This window comes from Nocardia sp. NPDC055165, assembly GCF_053606985.1.
In genome coordinates this window covers 105,040-122,294 of the sequence record NZ_JBSGSS010000011.1, presented here as the reverse complement: position 1 = coordinate 122,294, position 17,255 = coordinate 105,040, and the positions used below count along the sequence as shown (strand labels likewise).

Here is a 17,255-nt window from a genome sequence, read left to right as displayed (position 1 = left end):
TTACGCTGCGCTGCCGCCTCCGCGCACTGACCGATCATGACCGCGATCCGATCCACATCGCGGCGCCGACCACGGCGGTGATGCCGATGACCCAGATCGCCAAACCTTCGGTCGCCGGACCGAACCCGCCGAGATCCCAGCCGCCGGGCGACTTCTCCTCGGCGGAGTTCTTGACGTAGGCGACGATGTCGCGCTTCTCCTCCGACGTCAGCTGCCGGTCGGAGAACTTGGGCATGTTCTGCGGGCCGGTGACCATCGCCTGGTAGATCTGCTGCTCAGTGGCCTCGGCCAGCGGCGGCGCGAACTTGCCGCCGGAGAGCGCGCCACCGCGACCGGTGAAGTTGTGGCAGGAGGCGCAGTTCATGCGGAACAGCTCCGAGCCACGGGCGATGTCGTCGCCGCGCAGCGACTCCTGGGCGATCTCACCGTTGGCGTCGCGGATCACCGAGGGGCCACCGCCGTTGGCGGCGACGTAGGCGCCGAGCGCGTCGGTCTGGTGCGCGTCGAACTTCTCCGGCTTGCGCAGCGCCTGGGCACCGTTGGCGGCCATCGGCATGCGGCCGGAGGAGACCTGGAAGTAGACCGCGGCCTCGCCGACGCCGATCAGGCTCGGACCACGGTCGGCGACACCCTGCAGGTTCGCGCCGTGGCACGTGATGCAGGAGGTGTCGTAGAGCTGCTTGCCCTCGCGGATGAGCGCGGACTGGTCCTCGTGCGCGGTCGCGACCTGCGCCTGCGGGGTGAGCGCGGTCGCCAGGAAGCCGGCTCCGACCAAGCCGATCATCAGCGCGAGAGCACCCGCGATACGACGACGGGCGCGGCGCTGCTTACGCGCCTTGGCGGCCTGTGCGTCCTGCCCGGCGCCGGGGCCGGGGCCGGCGGGCTCTGGGGCCGACGGGGGAGATGAACTCATCTGTGTCCCTTTGGAGTAGACGGAACCGACTTGTGCAAATGCTGTGCGCGCCGCGCGCTATCGGACGAAGTAGATCGTGGCGAACAGCCCGATCCAGACGATGTCGACGAAGTGCCAGTAGTACGACACCACGATCGCGGCGGTGGCCTGGGCGGGGGTGAACTTGCTCAGCGTGGTGCGGACGAGCAGGAACACGAACGCGATCAGACCGCCGATCACGTGCAGACCGTGGAAGCCGGTGGTGATGTAGAAAACCGAGCCGTACGAGCTGCCGGCGATCGAAGTTCCCTCCTCCACCAGGTGGTAGTACTCGTAGCCCTGCCCGGCGACGAAGAACGCGCCCATCAGCAGGGTGATGCTGTACCAGCGACGAAGGCCGAACACGTCGCCCTTCTCCGCCGCGAACACACCCATCTGGCAGGTGAACGAGGACGCGATCAGCACGGCCGTCACCGGAATCGCGAGCTTCATGTTCAGCTCGGTCGGCTCCGGGGGCCAGTTCCCGTGCGCCTGCGCGCGAGCAACGAAGTACATGGCGAACAGTCCGGCGAAGAACATCAGCTCGCTCGACAGCCAGATGATGGTTCCGACGCTGACCATGTTGGGCCGGTTCAGCGAATGCACACGCTGAGTAATGGCCGATCCTGGGGTGCCTACTGCGGTCGTCACGGGGTAAGTATGACTCTTCGTAGTACGACACATGTACCCGGGTACGAAAGTTTGTGGCGCCAGTCGGAAAACCCACGCACAGAGGGGGTCTACGACTTCCGTCGGCGTGTTGGCGACGACCGCGCGACAACTCATTGTGACAGCGTTGGATGTGGATAGGCTGAGACGAGGAGGCGGCGATGGTCGTGGTGCGGATGTGGCGGCGGCTGTTCGGTGGGTCGGCGCGGGAGTTGGACCCGGGGCGCGACGATCTTGTGGTGGTCGCGTCGAGTTTCGACGATGTCGAGGCTTGTTCGACCGCGCTGGATCGGGCGAGCGAGCTGGATCGGGAGGCCGATGCGGTGTTGCGCCACCATCTGCGGCTGCCCGCCGGGCAGATCGAGGCCGCGTGCGAGATCGCCGGGTATGACGGATACGAACGCGCCGAGCCCGCCGCGCCGGCCGAGGACCTGGTCCCGATCATCCTGCAGCGGGTGCAACGGCTCGATCCGCTGACCTGCTCGCAGGAACGCTCGCGGATGGCCGGGCTCGCCCAGCGCCACGACGGCGTCGCCGACGGCTGGGACGCGCTGCAACCCCCGCGCACCGCCCCGTAAACTTTGCCCGACGGCGCAAAAGACCTTGCGCCACCTCCGCGCGCCCGATCTACAGTGGCGCAACGGTGTCGTCGAAGGAGAAGCAGAGCAGATGAGCGTGCGCAGCTGGGCCCAGGTGCTCGGAACCCTCGCCGACGGTGGCGACCTGGCCGCGGACGACACCACCTGGGTGATCGACGAGATCTTCACCGACAACGCCACCGCCGCCCAGATCGCGGCGTTCGGCGTCGCCATGAAGATCAAGGGCCCCACGCCGACCGAACTGGCGGGCATGGTGGCCGGGATGCTCGGGCACGCCCGGCTGGTTCACGTCGACGGCGACGCGGTCGATGTCGTCGGCACCGGCGGCGATCGTTCGGGGTCGGTGAACATCTCGACCATGTCCGCGGTGGTCGTGGCCGCGGCCGGGGTCCCCGTGGTCAAGCACGGGAACCGGGCGGCGTCGTCGAAGTCCGGTGGTGCCGATGTGCTCGAAGCGCTGGGTGTGAAGCTCGCGCTCGGACCCGGGTCGGTGGCGCGATCGGTGCGCGAGGCGGGGATCGGGTTCTGTTTCGCGCCGCTGTTCCACTCCGGGCTGCGTTTCGCCGGGGCGGCGCGCAAGGAGATCGGCATTCCGACCGTGTTCAACGTGTTGGGCCCGCTGACCAATCCGGCCCAGCCGCGCGCCGGGCTGATCGGGTGCGCGTTCGCCGATCTCGCGCCCGTGATCGCCGGGGTGTTCGAGGCGCGTGGGTCGAGTGCGCTGGTCGTGCGTGGGCGTGACGGGCTCGACGAGATCACCACTTCGGATCTGACCGACGTGTGGGTGGTCAGTGGTGGGCGGATCCGTCGAACGCTGATCGATCCGACGCGGCTCGGCATCGCGAGGGTGGACCTGGACGACCTGCGTGGCGGGGATGCCGAGGTCAACGCCCAGGTCGCGCGCGATGTCTTCGCGGGGACGGCCGGACCTGTCCGTGACGCGGTGCTGTTGAACTCGGCCGCGGCGATCGTGGCTTACGACCTCTCGCGCGGGGTCGGCGATGTCGATCTCGACCTGGACGCGGCGCTGACCGACGGGCTCGAGCGCGCCGCCGCCGCGGTGGACAGCGGGGCGGCGGCGAAGCTGCTGCAGAGCTGGGCCGAACTCACCAGGACGCTCGACGAGAACTGACCCCGAAGGCTCACTCCCCCAGCGAGAATCCGGCTTCCACGTCGGCGCTGGAATAGGACTTGAACGCGATGTGGGTGGTGGTGCGGACCACGCCGTCCACCTTGTCGATGCCCGCGGTGACCACTTCGGCGATGCGCGCGTGGTCGCGCACGCGCACGATCGCGATCAGGTCCACGTCACCGGCGCAGGAGTACACCTCGGCGACTCCTTCGGTGTCGGCGAGGGCCTGCGCGGTCTCGGGGATGCGAGAGTTCTGCGCCTGGATCATCACGATCGCGGTAATCATGGGATCACTCTAGAACTTCGGGCCGCTCGGTGGCCGCTTTGAACCGACGCATCAGGTCATAGCTCTTCACCCCGGGCGCCGCTTCCACCGAACTGGACACATCCACGCCATAGGGACGGTGCCGGGCGATCACATCGGCGACGTTGTCGGGGTCCAGGCCGCCCGCCAGCACCACCCGGCCCGGTTGCGCGCGAACCCAGTCGGGGAATTCCTCGAACACACCGGAGCCCGCGCTGGCGTCGTAGAAGAAGTATTCGCTGGTCTGACCCGGTTCCGGCGGGTTCGAGGAGCAGAAGGCCAGGTTCGGCAGGTCGGTCCACTCATAGAGCTGCACGACGTCGAACGCGTCCGCTACCTCGGCGACCTCGCGCGCCTCGAGGGCGACGGCGAAGGTGGTGATGCGACCACGCGCGTAGCCGGCGAGCGCGCGTGCCTGTTCGGGGGTGCGGTAGCGCTTGCTCTTCGTCGTCACCATGACGCCGATCGCGGAGTACCCGAGCTCGATCGCCCAGTCGATCTGTTCCTCGGTGGTCAGACCGCACACCTTCACGAACATTCGCCGCTGCTCCTTCTCCTCGGGCCCCGCCACCGTGCGCGGAGTCGTCGTCCATGATCCAGGACGGGTTGTTCTCGCCTGCCTCGGCCGCCCCGGTGTGGCTCGTCAGCGTTCGGCCAGATACTCCTCCTGTTCGCTCCTGGTGGTCGCGGCCGTGCGCGCGAGCTGCGCCCAGCCCACCCAGCGCGCCGCACCGTGCAGCGGTTCGTGGTACCCGTCGCTGGTCCGCACGATCCGCGCGCCGGGTTTGGCAAGCCAGCGAGCGATGACGCCGACTTCCTCCGGTGGAGCTCCGCGCAGGGGTGGGATGCGGTCGCCGAGGTCGACGACCGCACCGTCGAGGGAGAACGCCACTTCCGGCGCATTCACCCGATCGGACTCAGCTGCCGAACGCTGGGTCCCGCTACCCGGCGACGCGATGCCCAGGTCGGGGATCACTGTTTCGGCGGCGGCGACGATCTGATCGACAACGGCCATCGGTGGGGTGCCGCGCGCAGCGGTGCCCGCGGCGGCGAGGCGGCCGTAGCGGATGACAGAGAATTCCCAGCCGCCCGCACCGTCGGGGAGAGCGATGATCAGTTCCGCGAGGCGAGCGAGGGCGGCGAGACGCTGGGTGCGGTGCAGTTTCGTGACCACGGTGGCGGTGCGGTCGCGCAAGCGCGCCGCTGCCTCGAAATGCTCTGCGGTGGAATATGTTTCGATTCGATCGATCATCGCGCGGAGCAGGGTGTCGGCGCGGCCGGTGAACAGGTCGCGGACCGCGTCGACGGCCGGAGCGTAGCTCGTGGCGTCGTGGTCACCGTCGTGGCGTGCGGCGGGACAGCCGCCGACCACCGCGGGCGGGCAGGTGTGTTTCGCCGTGCGGGTGAGGCGGGTGGCGCAGGTTCGGATTCCGGCGAATTCGGCGATCGTGGACGCCACGTCGACGGCGTCGGTCCGGGAATTGAACGGCCCCACCGCGGTCCGGGTCGGGGTGCGCACCGCGGTCAACCGGGGGAACGCCTCCTCGCTCAGGGTGAGCCACCACCCACGCTTGGGGAATTTCGAGCGGCGGTTGTACGGCGGCGCGTGCGCGGCGAGCAACCGCAGCTCGCGCACCCCGGCTTCGAGGCCGTGCGCGCACACCACATGGTCGACCCGAATCGCCAGTGCCACCATCTCTTTCATCCGGCCGCGGGTCTCCGAACCGGTGAAGTAGTTGCGGACGCGACGGCGCAGATTCACCGCAGTCCCTATATAGAGGACTTCGTCCGACGGTCCGCGGAAGAGATAGACGCCGGGCGCGGCAGGCAGATCGGTCGCGAAAGTGCGCTTGGCGCGCTGGGTTCCGGTGACGCCGGGCAGGTAGTCGAGCAGCTCGGTCAGGCTGTGTACGCCCTGATTGCCGACCCGGCCGATCAACGCGTGCAGCACGTCGACGGTGGCGCGGGCGTCGTCGAGCGCGCGGTGCGTCGGTGTCGTCGACGCACCGAGGAGCTGTGCCAGCACCCCGAGTCGTGCCGACGGGGCCTCGTCACGCGTGAGCACCCGCCGCGCCAGCTTCACGGTGCACAACACCTGCGGATTGGGCCACGCGATGTCCTGACGCGCCGCGGCCGCTTTGAGAAACGCGGTGTCGAACCGCGCGTTGTGCGCCACCAGCACTGCCCCGGCGGCGAACTCGAAGAACCCCGGCAGCACCCCCTCGATCCGCGGCGCCTCGTACACCATCGCCGTGGTGATCCCGGTGATCTGCACGATGGCGGGCGGAATCGCGTACCCCGGATTCACCAGGGTCGCGAACTCCCCCAGCACCTCACCGCCGCGCACCTTCACCGCCCCGATCTCGGTGATCGCGTCCCGATCAGCGCTGGTCCCGGTCGTTTCGAGGTCGACGACGACGAAAGTGGTGGCATACAGCGGGGTATCGAGCTCGTCGAAGGCCAACTGCCGGGCGGCAGCCGGGAGCGGAACGGGATCGGGCACGGCGAGCAGCGTAGGACGGGGGTCCGACAAGCTCGGCCCGAACTCGATGACCGCCCAGCCGCTCGGGCGCACCTCCTCCGAGCGCATCGAGTCGGCCATGGCCAGTAGATGTCGGAGAGAACCACCCGGCGACCCGTCCCGCGACCCGGCACAACCCGGGGCCGTGATCTTCGGAGCCGACAATTCGGCGCGAGACTTTCGTTCTGATGCGAACAAAATGCCCAAGATCAAACTGATTTGTGACCGGGCTCACATTATTATCGAATTCACATGAGTTCATCAGATTTCAATGGGTAATCGGCCTTACCGCTCTGCGCGCGCCGCAGCTTACGGCGCGCCGCCCGTGAGGCGGACCGTCCGACACGCAGGCAAACCGCACTCCGAGCGTGTACGACCTGCGGATTTACCGATTCTGGGTACCGAAATCGCCGCGCGAACCCTATTGGCGACGCGCCGGTAGCACCCGGAAATCTCGATCGCCGCGACCTGGCGTTATCGTTTCGTGATCGGGTGTGACTCAGCTCGCACACATTCTTCGGTGATATCAGCCGAAACCCCCCTTGGACCGATGTCCGACTTTACAAACCCCCGTGATGTCTTCGTAACCTTTTTGAGACCTCACGGAGTCCCGCCGATCGGAAACGGTCAGCGAGACGAAGCCCGCCGCGTCAAACGGACACGGCGTCGTGGGGCAGATTGGAAGTTCCGCATCATGGCGAACAACACCGTCAAGCGTCAGGCGCAGCGTGCCGTTGCCGTCGGAGCCGTCGGCGCTGCCACCATCGGCGCGTTCCTCCTGCCGGCCGCCCCGGCATCGGCCACCCCGGTGACCGTGCCCGGCATCGGCACTTTCGAGGTTCCGAACGAGATTCCGCTGCCCCAGGGCGTCCCCGGCATCGAGATCCCGGCCGCGCCGCAGGTTTTCACCGCACCGCGCGCCACCGCCGCCGACATCGCCCTCGATGCCGCGCTGAGCAAGATCGGCTCGCCCTACGTCTACGGCGCCGCGGGCCCGAACGCCTTCGACTGCTCGGGTCTGGTCCAGTGGGCCTACGCCCAGGCCGGCATGGACATTCCGCGCACCAGCGACGCCCAGCTGGGCGCCGGCACCCCGGTCTCCATCGATGCCCTGCAGCCCGGCGACATGGTGTCGTTCTACGGCGGCGGCCACTCCGGCCTGTACGCCGGTGACGGCAATGTCGTGCACGCCTCCACCGCGGGCACCCCCGTTCAGATCGCGTCGCTGTCGTCGATGCCGTTCGCGGGTGCTCGACGCTTCTGATCGAATGCCGCGTGATGCGCAGTTCGCGGGGAAGTGCGCACCGTCACGGCACTGATCGTCCGGGTACGTGCGCCGTCCACTGGGTTGGACGGCGCACGTACCTTTACTGGACACGACTGCATACAGTTCCGTAACCTGATCGAGACCTTCTCGGCTGACGAGGAGATCGCGCTCAGGTAGTGCGCTGTATCGGCGGACAACGAGAGAACGGGGCACGGGCCACTGTGACTGCACACCACCGGAATTCGCACGCCACGCGTGGTTTCGCCGGAGCCCTTTCCGCCGCGATCCTGGTGTGCGCGATCTACACCGCCGGCCCCTCCGGTGCCGACCCCGTGGCCATGCCGACCACCGCGACCGACGCGATCTCGCGCATGGTCGACCTCTCTCGCCAGTCCGAGCAGCTCAACCAGCTCGCACTCACCGCGCAAGGCGATCTCGACGCCAAGCTCGCGCTGCAACGCGAAGCCGACGACAAGGTCGCCGCCACCTCCGCGGTCGTCGAGGCCGCCCGCGCCGAAGTGCGCAGGTTCCAGCCGATGATCGACCGCACCGCCGTGGCCGCCTATACCGGCGTACGCACCAACAGCATGTTCGCCGTGCTGTCGAGCGGTTCACCGCAGCAGTTGCTGGACAAGATGTCGACGCTGGACGTGCTCGCCCAGCAGACCACCGACACGGTCCGCCAGTTCAAGCAGGCCGCCGACGCCGCCACCGCGGCCGACGCCGTCGCCCGCACCGCCGCCGAGGCGGCGCACGCCGCGACCACCGCCGCCGACGCGGTGCGCGCCGATGTCGAACGCAAACGCCAGGACCTCGCCGCCTCGACCACCTCGGTGGTCGAGGCGTGGAGCCAGCTCTCGGCGCGCGACAAGTCGACGCTGGCCGGTTCACCGTTCCCCCCTGGCTTCGACCGTGATTCGCTGCTCGCGGGCCTGGTCCCCGGCAGCGGCACCAGCGCGCTGGCCGCCGCCCTCACCCGCGTCGGCGATCCGTATGTCTGGGGCGCCACCGGGCCCGATCAGTTCGACTGCTCCGGTCTCGTGCAGTGGGCGTTCAAGCAGGTCGGCAAGAACGTGCCGCGCACCAGTTCCCAGCAGGCGGGCTACGGCACGCCGGTGTCCAAGGACGAACTGCTGCCCGGCGACGTGATCCTGTTCTATCCCGACATCACCCACGTCGGCATCTACGCGGGCAACGGAATGATGGTGCACGCCTCCACGTTCGGCGTGCCGGTCGCTGTCGCGCCGATCAACACCACCCCGTACCACTCGGCCCGGCGATACTGAGCAGGACCGGTGACCGATCCGTCCCCCCGCTCGGGCCTGCGTTCGTGGTTCTCGTCGAACGGCCGCCTGGAATTCTGCATCACGCTCGCCTCGGTCACACTGCTGACCGGGGCGTGCGTGGCACTGATCCTGGTGCCGCGCAACGCGGGTCCGTTGCAGCTGGCCACCGACGAGGCCGAAGTCCTCGACACCTCCGAGGGCATCGACAATCCGCGCTTGAGTCCGGTGCGCCGCGAGCTGCAACCCTATGGCCCGATCCTGGTGCGTGAAGTCGCCGACGGTTCCGCGGCCCCGGCGCTGCTGGTGGCCCACCCCAGCCATCGCGCCGATCTCGATGTCCTCGAACAACAGCTGGGCCGGGCCATTTCGGATGTGAGCGCGGTGTGGGGCACCGAGTGGAATCGCGCGCCCGTGGTGGTCGTGGCGAGCACTCCCGCCGAATTCACCGCGCTGACCAGGTCCGCGGGCGCCACCGGCGCCGACGTGGCCGCCGTGTCGCTCACCGGGTCCTACACCCCGGGCACCCAGCCCACCGACCAGCGCATCGTGTTCAACCCCGACGCCCGCAGGCGGGTCGGCAACGAGGGCATGGCCACGCTGCTGCGCCACGAACTCACCCACCTCGCCACCCGAGCCGACACCACCGACGGCGCACCACTGTGGATGCTGGAGGGCTTCGCGGAGTACGTCGCTCAGCGCGATCAGCAGACCACCTTCTCCCAGATCGCGCCCACGCTGACCACCCGGTTGCGCGGCGGCGCCCTGCCCACCGAACTCGTCGCCGATACCGATTTCACCGGTGTCGACGCGGCCTACGCCTACGAAAGCGCGTGGAGCACCTGCGCCTTCCTCGCCGACCGCTACGGCACCACCGCCCTCACCACCTTGTACAAGCGCCTGGCCACCGGCCCGCAATCCCCCGCGGCCCAGGATGCGGCGTTCACCGCCGTGCTCGGGGCCTCGCGCGCCGAGTTGCTGGACGGGTGGCGGGCCTGGTTACGCGGCCGCGCCGCATGACGGGCGCAGACGCGGGTACGCCCGACCACGTCCGCCCACCCGTCAGCCGACCGATTAGGTTGTTCTCTTATGGCCCGAACTCTGCTGGTTACCAACGATTTCCCGCCTCGGCCGGGCGGAATCCAGTCGTATCTGCAGGCGCTGTCGAATCAGCTGCCGCCCGAGGACCTGGTGGTATACGCCCCGCGCTGGCGCGGTGACAGCCACGAGAAGTTCGACGCCGCACAGAAGTTCCAGGTGGTGCGTCATCCGACGACACTGATGTTGCCGACCCCCGCGGTCATCAAGCGGGCGAGTGCGCTGCTGCGCGAACACGGCTGCGACACCGTGTGGTTCGGCGCGGCCGCTCCCCTGGCGGCGATGGCGCCGATGCTGCGGCGCGCGGGAGCGGAGCGCATCCTGGCCAGTACCCACGGTCACGAGGTCGGCTGGTCGATGCTGCCCGGTTCGCGCCAGGTGCTGCGGTCGATCGGCGAGCACACCGATGTGGTGACCTACGTCAGCAAGTACACCCGCGGCCGTTTCGCCTCGGCCTTCGGTCCGCGCGCGGCCCTCGAACATCTGCCGCCGGGCGTCGACCCCACCGAGTTCCGGCCCGACCCGGCCGCCCGGGAGGAGCTGCGCGCCCGCTACGGCCTCGGCGAGCGCCCGACGGTGCTGTGCCTGTCGCGGCTGGTCCCGCGCAAGGGTCAGGACATGCTGATCGTGGCGATGAGCGAGATCCGCGAGCGCGTCGACGGCGCGGTGCTGGTGATCGCCGGCGGTGGACCGTACGAGACGCGCCTGCGCGCGCTGGCCGAGGCGCTCGGCGTGCAGGACAGTGTGGTGTTCACCGGGCGGGTGCCCTCCGGCGAGCTGGCCGCCCATCACACGATCGCCGATGTGTTCGCGATGCCGTGCCGCACACGCGGGGCGGGCCTGGACGTCGAGGGGCTCGGGATCGTCTTCCTCGAGGCGTCGGCGACCGGGGTCCCGGTCGTGGCGGGTGACTCCGGCGGCGCCCCCGAGACGGTGCGCGAGGGCGAGACCGGCATCGTGGTGCACGGCCGGTCGGTCCCGCAGATCAGCGATGCCATCGTCGAGCTGCTCACCGACCGGGACAAGGCGGCCGAGATGGGCGCCGCGGGCCGGGCCTGGGTGGAGCGGAACTGGCATTGGGACCGTCAGGGCGCCCGGTTGCGGGAACTGCTGCGGTGACACCTTGGCCGGGCCCGATGTGGCGTCCACTACGCTCAGCCGGGTGAGCAGTATCCAGGTCGCAGATCAGACCTTCCTCGCCGCACCCGGCACCGCGATCGCCGAGGTGCTCAGCGCCGCGAACAACTGGCGCCGCTGGTGGCCCGACCTGCGCCTCGATGTGCGCGAGGATCGCGGCGACAAAGGCATCCGCTGGACGGTGGCAGGCGCGCTGACCGGCACCATGGAGGTATGGCTCGAGGCCGTCCCCGAGGGCGCCATCCTGCACTACTTCCTGCACGCCGAGCCCACCACGGCCGCGTCGAAGCCGCCGCGCGCGCTCGCCGCGGCCAATCGAGCCCGCCGGGTCGCGGGCCGCAACATGGCCTTCGAACTCAAAGCACGACTAGAAGCCGGTCGTCCCGCGGGCGTCGCGCCCGCGATCCCCGCCGCCCCCTGACAGGCATCGTTCCCAGACAGAAATGAGGGCTTGGCTGCCATGGCCGACCGGACTCAGAGATCGATTCTCATCGACGCACCGTCGCAGCAGGTGATGGCCGTTATCGCGGATCTGGAGTCCTATCCGGAGTGGGTGGCCGCCGCGAAGTCGGTCGAAGTCGTCGATCGCGATGCCGAAGGGCGTGCGGCCACCGCACGGTTCGTGCTCGACGCCGGCGTCGTCAAGGACACCTACGTGCTGTCCTACACCTGGCGCGCCGACGGCAAAGCGGTGAGCTGGCGGCTGCTCGAAGGTGACCTGCAGAAGGCCCAGGACGGCAGCTACGAACTCCGGGACCGGCCGGGGGGTGGCACCGAGGTGGTCTACGAACTCACCGTCGACCTGAACATCCCGATGATCGGCATGTTCAAACGTAAAGCCGAGAAGGTCATCACCGACACCGCGCTCAACGAGCTCAAGAAGCGGGTCGAAGGCTGAGCGCCCCGGGCGGTACCCGCGTCGAACTGTTCGTCGGCAAGGGTGGTGTCGGGAAGACGACGCTGGCCTGCGCGACGAGCATGACCTATGCCCGCTCGGGTCAGCGTGTGCTGATCGCCTCGCTGGATCAGGCCCATTCGCTCGGTGACGCGCTCGGTTTCCGTTTCCCGCACGATCCGGGCACCGTCGCCGGGGTGGCCCGGGTGGCGCCCGGCATCGAGGTGATCGAGATCGATTCCCTCGCCCTGCTCGAGGACCGTTTCCGCGATGTGGTGGCGATGCTCGCCACAGGCGGCGGCCACGATCACGGCTTCGACCTCGCCGCGCTGGACCCGGCCGAGCTGACCGGGCTGCCCGGTGTGCAGGAACTGCTGATGCTGGTCGAGATCGCCCAGTACGCCGAGGAGAACGACTGGGACGTCATCGTCGTCGATTGCCCGCCCTCGGCCGACATGCTGCGCATCGTCACCGCCCCCGACACCATGCTCAACTATCTCGAACGCCTCTGGCCCCGGCATGCGCGCACGATGAGCGCGATCGGACTGGATCTCCGCAAGGCGGTGCTCGCGGCCGCGGTCGAACGGGTCGTGGTCGCGGTGACCCAGGTCCGCGATCTCCTCGCCGACCGCACCCGCACCAGCGCCCGCCTGATCACCGGGCCCGAACAGGTCGCCGTCGCCGAGGCGCGGCGGGTGCGTTCGGCGGCCGCGTTGCTGGGCCTGCGGATGGACGCGGTGGTGGTGAACAAGGTGCTGGCCCCGGTGCCACCGCCCGGCGACAACGCCCACCCGGCCGTGCACTGGTATCTGAACCGCCGCGCCGAGCAACTCGAGGTGGTGGCCCGGCTACACGAGCAACTCACCGATGTCCCGATCCTGATCGCCCAGCACGCCGGCGCCGAACCGGTGGGGGTGAATTCGCTGGCGGCCTTCTCGCATTCGGTCGACACGCTGCCCGCCCAACACGCTCAGGGCGCGGATTCGGGCGAACCGATGGTTCGATGGGAGTCCGGCTCCGGTGTCGACTCCGTATACGCGATGCGGATGCGGCTGCCGGTAGTCGATCCCGGCACCTTGCGGCTGGGCCGAGTGGAGGACGATCTGATCGTGGGAGCCGACGGGGTACGCACACGCGTACGCCTCGCGCCGGTGCTGCGACGCTGCACAGTGGCGGGCGCCGAACTCGACACCGGTCACCTCGTGGTCCGCTTCCGGCCCGATCCGCGGGTGTGGCCCGCCGATCCGAACTACACGAAGGCCACCGCAGATGAGCACTGACTCCCAGTCCGAGCGCCACGGCCACGACGGCTTCGCCGAGTTCACCGAGGAGCTGCGCCTACTCTCCGAAGTTCTCCTCGCCCGGGTCGAACCCGTGCTACGCCGCACCGCCGCCGACGGTCGGGCCGACCTGGGCGGTTGCGCCTGGTGCCCGGTCTGCGCGGCCGCGGCCCTGCTGCGCGGCGACCACCACGACGTCGTCGCGGCCCTCGCCGACCACGGCACCTCCATGGTGACGGTCCTGCGCGAAGCCCTCGCGGGCATTCCCGTCGAACCGGTCCTCCCGCCGGAATGGGCCGAGCACGCTGCGGGACACCCGAATTCGGCCGACGACCATGCCACCGCACACGAGCCCACAGGTCAGCCCCCACGCCCCAGCGGTGCCACGGGTCTGCAGGATCCGGGTTCCAGCCCGCGCTCGCGAGCCCCGCGCCCGGACCAGTCCAGCGCCCCTCGCCCGCGCCGGGTCGACGAGTACAACGCGCCGCGGACCACGCGCACACCACACATCACCCCCGAACCCGACCGCGCCGACGCGACCGCGCCGGACGCTGCCGCATTCGCCACCACCGCGCCGCCGACGGCCGCCGACCCGAACCAGCGCCCCAGGCCCACCGCCGAGGATCGGTCGGCCGCCGCCCGCGCGCCGCGCTCGCAATATGTCGACATTCCGGTGACGATCCGGGGATGACCAGCAGGATCGACCCTCAACACCTGCTCACCGTCGGCATCGATGTGGGTGGCACCAACATTCGTGCCTCGGTGGTCGACGTCGACGGCGAGGTGCTCGACACTGTGCAGGCGCCGACCCCGCATTCGGCGCGCGCCCTCGAGGACGCGATCGACCGCTCGGTGCGCGAGCTGGCCCGCCGGCATCCGATCGCGGCGGTGGGGCTGGCCGTCGCCGGTTTCATCTCGACCGATCAATCGACGGTCCTGTTCGCCCCGCACCTGCCGTGGCAGAACGCCCCGGTCGCCCAACGGCTCACCGCGCGGCTGGGCCTGCCGGTGATCCTCGAACACGACGCGAACGCCGCGGGCTGGGCCGAGTACCGCTTCGGCGCGGCGGCGGGCGGGCAGACGGTGGTGCTCGTCGCGATCGGCACCGGCATCGGCGCCGCGCTGCTCATCGACGGTCAGCTCTATCGCGGCAGCCACGGCATCGCCCCCGAACTCGGCCATCTCCAGGTCGTGCCCGAGGGCCGTGCCTGTCCCTGCGGCAAACACGGTTGCTGGGAGCGCTACTGCAGCGGAACGGCGCTGGCCGACACCGCCATCGAAATGCTCGCCACCGACCCTGTGCGTTCGGTGCTGGCGCGCGATGTGCTGCGCGACCCCGGCTCGCTCACCGGCCGCCGGGTCGCGGGCGCCGCACAGGACGGCGATCCGCTCGCGGTCCGGGTGATGGCCGACTTCGCGCGGTGGCTCGGACTCGGCCTCGCCTTCGTCAGCGATCTGTTCGATCCCGACCTCGTGGTGATCGCGGGTGGGGTGAGCAGTTCGGCGCCGCTGTTCCTCGACGAGGCTCGCGAACACTACGCGAGCGCGGTCACCGGAGCCGGGCATCGACCGCTGGCGCGTCTGCGTACCACGCAGCTCGGGGAGGCCGCGGGCATGATCGGCGCCGCGGAATTGGCCAGGGCGGCGGTCGATGCGCCGGTGGCCGGTCGCGCGGCGAGATAAGGGTCACAGCCATGTGCTCCAGCTACCAGCTCGGGTTGGTTGTGACCTGCGACCAGCGGTAAAGTCGTTGTCCGAAGCCGCACACCACGATCCCGGTCCGAAGAAAGGACGCCATGTTCTATTGGCTGCTCAAGTACGTCTTCCCGGGACCGTTCATGCATCTGTACAACCGGCCCGTTGTCGAGGGCCTCGAGAACGTCCCGGCCGATGGACCGGCGATCATGGCGGGTAACCATCTGTCGTTCTCCGACTGGCTGTTCGCACCGCTGCTGAGCCCGCGGCGGATCAACTACCTCGCCAAGGCGGAATACTTCACCACCCCTGGCTTCAAGGGGCGCCTGCAGAAGTTCTTCTTCAGCGGCACCGGCCAGTACCCGATCGATCGCAGTGGCGCCTCGGCTGCCGACGACGCACTCATCGCCGCCACCAAACTCCTCGACGAAGGTCGCCTCGTCGGCCTGTACCCCGAGGGCACCCGCTCCCCCGACGGCCGCCTCTACAAGGGCAAGACCGGCATGGCGCGCCTCGCGCTGGAGACCGGCGTCCCGGTGATCCCGGTCGCGGTGATCGGCACCGACAAGGTGAGCCCGCCCGGACCGTTCAAGTGGCGTCGCCAGAAGGTCACGCTGAAGTTCGGTGCGCCTCTTGATTTCTCGCGCTACGAGGGCATGAGCGGTAACCGCTTCGTCGAACGCGCTGTCACCGACGAGGTGATGTACGAGCTGATGCGGCTCACCGGCCAGGAATATGTCGACGTGTACGCGCACAGCCTCAAGAAGGGCGTCGCGCCCACCGACAACCAGATCGACGCCACCCGCATCCCCGAGACCAAGGCCGGCTGAGCCGAACCCTGGTGCGCCACACGATGAACCGGCGTACGTCGTCGTTGCCCGGATCGTTTCTCCGCGCACGCGTCCGCCGTTGCCCGGACACCTTCGCGCCCGATTGGTAACCTTTGCCAGGCACGGGCGGGCGGCCACCACAGGTGGCGGGCGTCGGGACAGCGAGGTAGACGATGGCCGGAGGCGAATCCGACGAGGGTCGCGTCATGCCGTTCGCCCGGCGGACGACCCCGCGTGACGGCAATCCGCCCACCGGCCGGGTAGTGCGCAGCGCGCGCTTGGCCGCGGTACCGGTGGCCTACGCGGGCCGCCGCATCGCGGGCTTCGGCAAACGCGCCGCGGGTCGCGACCCCGCCGCCGTCGACCGCGACATCCGCGTTCGCACCGCCGAACACCTCTTCCAGGTACTCGGCGAGCTCAAGGGCTGTGTCGCGAAACTGGGCCAGCTCCTCGGCCTGCTCGAACTCGGCCTGGCCCCCGACCTGGCCGAACCGTATCGCCAAGCCCTTGCCCGACTGCACGATTCGGCGCCCGCCATGCTCCCGGGCGCGGTCCACGCCGAGCTCGCCACCCATCTCGGCCCGGACTGGCGCTCGCTGTTCCTCGAATTCGACGACCGCGCCTCCGCCGCCGCCTCGGTCGGCCAGGTCCATCGGGCCCGCTGGCACGACGGCACGCAGGTCGCGGTCAAGGTCATGTACCCCGGCTCCCGCCGCGCGGTGCTGGCCGACCTGCAAGCTCTGCGACGCGCCACACCGTTGTTCACCGCACTGCTGCCCGGCGCCGACACCCGCCCGGTGGTGGAGGCGCTGTGCAACGAGATCCGCGACGAACTCGACTACGCCCGCGAGGCCGTCAACCAGCGCGCCTTCGCCACCGCCTTCGCCGACGACCCCGATGTCGTGGTGAGCCGGGTGATCGCCCAGCACGGTGACGTACTGGTCACCGAATGGCTCGACGGTGTTCCCCTGTCCCGGTTGATCATTCGCGGCAATGCGAACGAACTCGACCGGCTCGGCGTGCTGATCATGCGTTTCCTGTTCTCCGCTCCCGCCCGCGCCGCCCTCGTCTACGGCGACCCGCACCCCGGTAATTTCCTTCGCATGCCCGACGGCCGGCTCGGCGTGGTCGACTTCGGCGCCTGCACACCGTGGCCCGGCACCTTCCTCGACGTCGCGAGCGACGTCGGCGCCGCCGTCATCGCCGACTCCCCCGCCGACCTCGAGGCCGCCATGCGCCGCCACGGCTTCGTCGCTCCCGACCGCGACCTCGACATCGCCACCGTCGCCGCCCGCCTGCAACCGGTCCGCGAAGCCCTCCTCGCCCCCACCTACCCGCTCTCGGCCGACTGGCTCCGCGAACAGGTCCGCCTCGCCACCGACCTGCGCCTGACGAACATCCTGCGCCAGCTCACCATGCCCCCCGCCCACACCCCGATCCTGCGCTCCTTCCTCGGCGGTCTGGCAGTCCTGTGCCAACTCCACACCGCCGTCCCCCTCCGCGCCGAATGCACCCGCTGGTACCCCGAAACCGCCGCCGCCGCGGGGCTGTAGACGCCTCACCCGAGTTCGGTCTGCCGTACGGCATCGTTCATGTTCCGTTGCCTTGCTAACG

General features: G+C 69.4%; 18 protein-coding genes. 13 read left to right on the top strand and 5 right to left on the bottom strand.

The genetic code is table 11. The annotated features are described in order from the left end of the window. Positions 1–34 precede the first annotated feature (34 nt). Positions 35–913, bottom strand: coding sequence for a cytochrome bc1 complex diheme cytochrome c subunit (qcrC, locus tag ACWFRF_RS23030; protein WP_452452171.1), 879 nt, complete (start codon positions 911–913; stop codon positions 35–37). A 57-nt stretch (positions 914–970) separates the two neighbouring features. Further along, positions 971–1,582, bottom strand: a complete 612-nt coding sequence (gene ctaE / locus ACWFRF_RS23025) for an aa3-type cytochrome oxidase subunit III (protein ID WP_378712418.1) — start codon at positions 1,580–1,582, stop codon at positions 971–973. Positions 1,583–1,761: 179 nt separating this feature from the next. Here ctaE and ACWFRF_RS23020 point away from each other — a divergent pair, with 179 nt between their 5' ends. After that, positions 1,762–2,178: a hypothetical protein gene (locus ACWFRF_RS23020; RefSeq protein ID WP_449970862.1), complete on the top strand. Its 417-nt coding sequence runs from the start codon at positions 1,762–1,764 to the stop codon at positions 2,176–2,178. Between the two features lie 91 nt (positions 2,179–2,269). Then, positions 2,270–3,331: an anthranilate phosphoribosyltransferase gene (gene trpD, locus ACWFRF_RS23015; protein WP_378992544.1), complete on the top strand. Its 1,062-nt coding sequence runs from the start codon at positions 2,270–2,272 to the stop codon at positions 3,329–3,331. Positions 3,332–3,341: 10 nt separating this feature from the next. Here trpD and ACWFRF_RS23010 read toward each other — a convergent pair whose 3' ends face one another. The 3 genes from ACWFRF_RS23010 to ACWFRF_RS23000 form a co-directional block, all read right to left on the bottom strand. Next, positions 3,342–3,617, bottom strand: a complete 276-nt coding sequence (locus ACWFRF_RS23010) for an Lrp/AsnC family transcriptional regulator (RefSeq protein ID WP_101463603.1) — start codon at positions 3,615–3,617, stop codon at positions 3,342–3,344. Positions 3,618–3,621: 4 nt separating this feature from the next. After that, on the bottom strand, positions 3,622–4,173 hold the full coding sequence (trpF, locus tag ACWFRF_RS23005) for a phosphoribosylanthranilate isomerase (RefSeq protein WP_387447633.1): 552 nt from the start codon (positions 4,171–4,173) through the stop codon (positions 3,622–3,624). A 105-nt stretch (positions 4,174–4,278) separates the two neighbouring features. Next, positions 4,279–6,138 (bottom strand): DEDD exonuclease domain-containing protein, encoded by a 1,860-nt coding sequence (locus ACWFRF_RS23000; RefSeq protein ID WP_452452266.1) that lies wholly within the window; start codon positions 6,136–6,138, stop codon positions 4,279–4,281. Positions 6,139–6,850: 712 nt separating this feature from the next. On the opposite strand from ACWFRF_RS23000, the gene ACWFRF_RS22995 reads away from it, so the two are divergent. The 11 genes from ACWFRF_RS22995 (at position 6,851) to ACWFRF_RS22945 (ending at position 17,194) form a co-directional block, all read left to right on the top strand. Further along, positions 6,851–7,420 (top strand): C40 family peptidase, encoded by a 570-nt coding sequence (locus tag ACWFRF_RS22995; RefSeq protein WP_378636581.1) that lies wholly within the window; start codon positions 6,851–6,853, stop codon positions 7,418–7,420. 224 nt (positions 7,421–7,644) lie between these two features. Next, positions 7,645–8,709 (top strand): NlpC/P60 family protein, encoded by a 1,065-nt coding sequence (locus ACWFRF_RS22990; RefSeq protein ID WP_378992541.1) that lies wholly within the window; start codon positions 7,645–7,647, stop codon positions 8,707–8,709. A gap of 9 nt (positions 8,710–8,718) precedes the next feature. After that, the gene (locus tag ACWFRF_RS22985) at positions 8,719–9,726 is read left to right on the top strand and encodes a peptidase MA family metallohydrolase (RefSeq protein WP_452452167.1); all 1,008 of its coding nucleotides are present in this window, start codon (positions 8,719–8,721) and stop codon (positions 9,724–9,726) included. Positions 9,727–9,795: 69 nt separating this feature from the next. Beyond that, positions 9,796–10,923, top strand: coding sequence for a glycosyltransferase family 4 protein (locus tag ACWFRF_RS22980; protein ID WP_378992538.1), 1,128 nt, complete (start codon positions 9,796–9,798; stop codon positions 10,921–10,923). 43 nt (positions 10,924–10,966) lie between these two features. Continuing rightward, complete coding sequence (locus tag ACWFRF_RS22975; protein WP_378992536.1) at positions 10,967–11,362, top strand: polyketide cyclase / dehydrase and lipid transport; 396 nt, start codon at positions 10,967–10,969, stop codon at positions 11,360–11,362. A 39-nt stretch (positions 11,363–11,401) separates the two neighbouring features. Continuing rightward, entirely contained in the window at positions 11,402–11,839 is a 438-nt protein-coding gene (locus ACWFRF_RS22970) for an SRPBCC family protein (RefSeq protein ID WP_378992534.1), read from the top strand. Next, positions 11,836–13,116 (top strand): ArsA family ATPase, encoded by a 1,281-nt coding sequence (locus ACWFRF_RS22965; protein ID WP_378992677.1) that lies wholly within the window; start codon positions 11,836–11,838, stop codon positions 13,114–13,116. The genes ACWFRF_RS22970 and ACWFRF_RS22965 overlap by 4 nt, the downstream gene beginning before the upstream one ends. Continuing rightward, entirely contained in the window at positions 13,106–13,807 is a 702-nt protein-coding gene (locus ACWFRF_RS22960) for a hypothetical protein (protein ID WP_387447635.1), read from the top strand. Before ACWFRF_RS22965 ends, ACWFRF_RS22960 begins: the two co-directional genes overlap by 11 nt. Continuing rightward, positions 13,804–14,799, top strand: a complete 996-nt coding sequence (locus tag ACWFRF_RS22955; RefSeq protein WP_378636564.1) for an ROK family protein — start codon at positions 13,804–13,806, stop codon at positions 14,797–14,799. The genes ACWFRF_RS22960 and ACWFRF_RS22955 overlap by 4 nt, the downstream gene beginning before the upstream one ends. 113 nt (positions 14,800–14,912) lie before the next feature. Beyond that, a complete protein-coding gene (locus ACWFRF_RS22950; RefSeq protein WP_378992532.1) occupies positions 14,913–15,641 on the top strand; it encodes a lysophospholipid acyltransferase family protein in 729 nt (242 codons plus the stop codon). A gap of 173 nt (positions 15,642–15,814) precedes the next feature. Further along, the gene (locus tag ACWFRF_RS22945; protein WP_379313483.1) at positions 15,815–17,194 is read left to right on the top strand and encodes an ABC1 kinase family protein; all 1,380 of its coding nucleotides are present in this window, start codon (positions 15,815–15,817) and stop codon (positions 17,192–17,194) included. Positions 17,195–17,255 lie beyond the last annotated feature (61 nt).

Excerpts from the sequence above, each read along its gene's own strand:
- qcrC (WP_452452171.1), bottom strand. The coding sequence starts at position 913 with ATGAGTTCATCTCCCCCGTCGGCCCCAGAGCCCGCCGGCCCCGGCCCC.
- ACWFRF_RS23020 (WP_449970862.1), top strand. The coding sequence starts at position 1,762 with ATGGTCGTGGTGCGGATGTGGCGGCGGCTGTTCGGTGGGTCGGCGCGG.
- trpD (WP_378992544.1), top strand. The coding sequence starts at position 2,270 with ATGAGCGTGCGCAGCTGGGCCCAGGTGCTCGGAACCCTCGCCGACGGT.
- ACWFRF_RS23010 (WP_101463603.1), bottom strand. The coding sequence starts at position 3,617 with ATGATTACCGCGATCGTGATGATCCAGGCGCAGAACTCTCGCATCCCC.
- trpF (WP_387447633.1), bottom strand. The coding sequence starts at position 4,173 with ATGTTCGTGAAGGTGTGCGGTCTGACCACCGAGGAACAGATCGACTGG.
- ACWFRF_RS22995 (WP_378636581.1), top strand. The coding sequence starts at position 6,851 with ATGGCGAACAACACCGTCAAGCGTCAGGCGCAGCGTGCCGTTGCCGTC.
- ACWFRF_RS22980 (WP_378992538.1), top strand. The coding sequence starts at position 9,796 with ATGGCCCGAACTCTGCTGGTTACCAACGATTTCCCGCCTCGGCCGGGC.
- ACWFRF_RS22970 (WP_378992534.1), top strand. The coding sequence starts at position 11,402 with ATGGCCGACCGGACTCAGAGATCGATTCTCATCGACGCACCGTCGCAG.
- ACWFRF_RS22960 (WP_387447635.1), top strand. The coding sequence starts at position 13,106 with ATGAGCACTGACTCCCAGTCCGAGCGCCACGGCCACGACGGCTTCGCC.
- ACWFRF_RS22955 (WP_378636564.1), top strand. The coding sequence starts at position 13,804 with ATGACCAGCAGGATCGACCCTCAACACCTGCTCACCGTCGGCATCGAT.
- ACWFRF_RS22950 (WP_378992532.1), top strand. The coding sequence starts at position 14,913 with ATGTTCTATTGGCTGCTCAAGTACGTCTTCCCGGGACCGTTCATGCAT.
- ACWFRF_RS22945 (WP_379313483.1), top strand. The coding sequence starts at position 15,815 with ATGGCCGGAGGCGAATCCGACGAGGGTCGCGTCATGCCGTTCGCCCGG.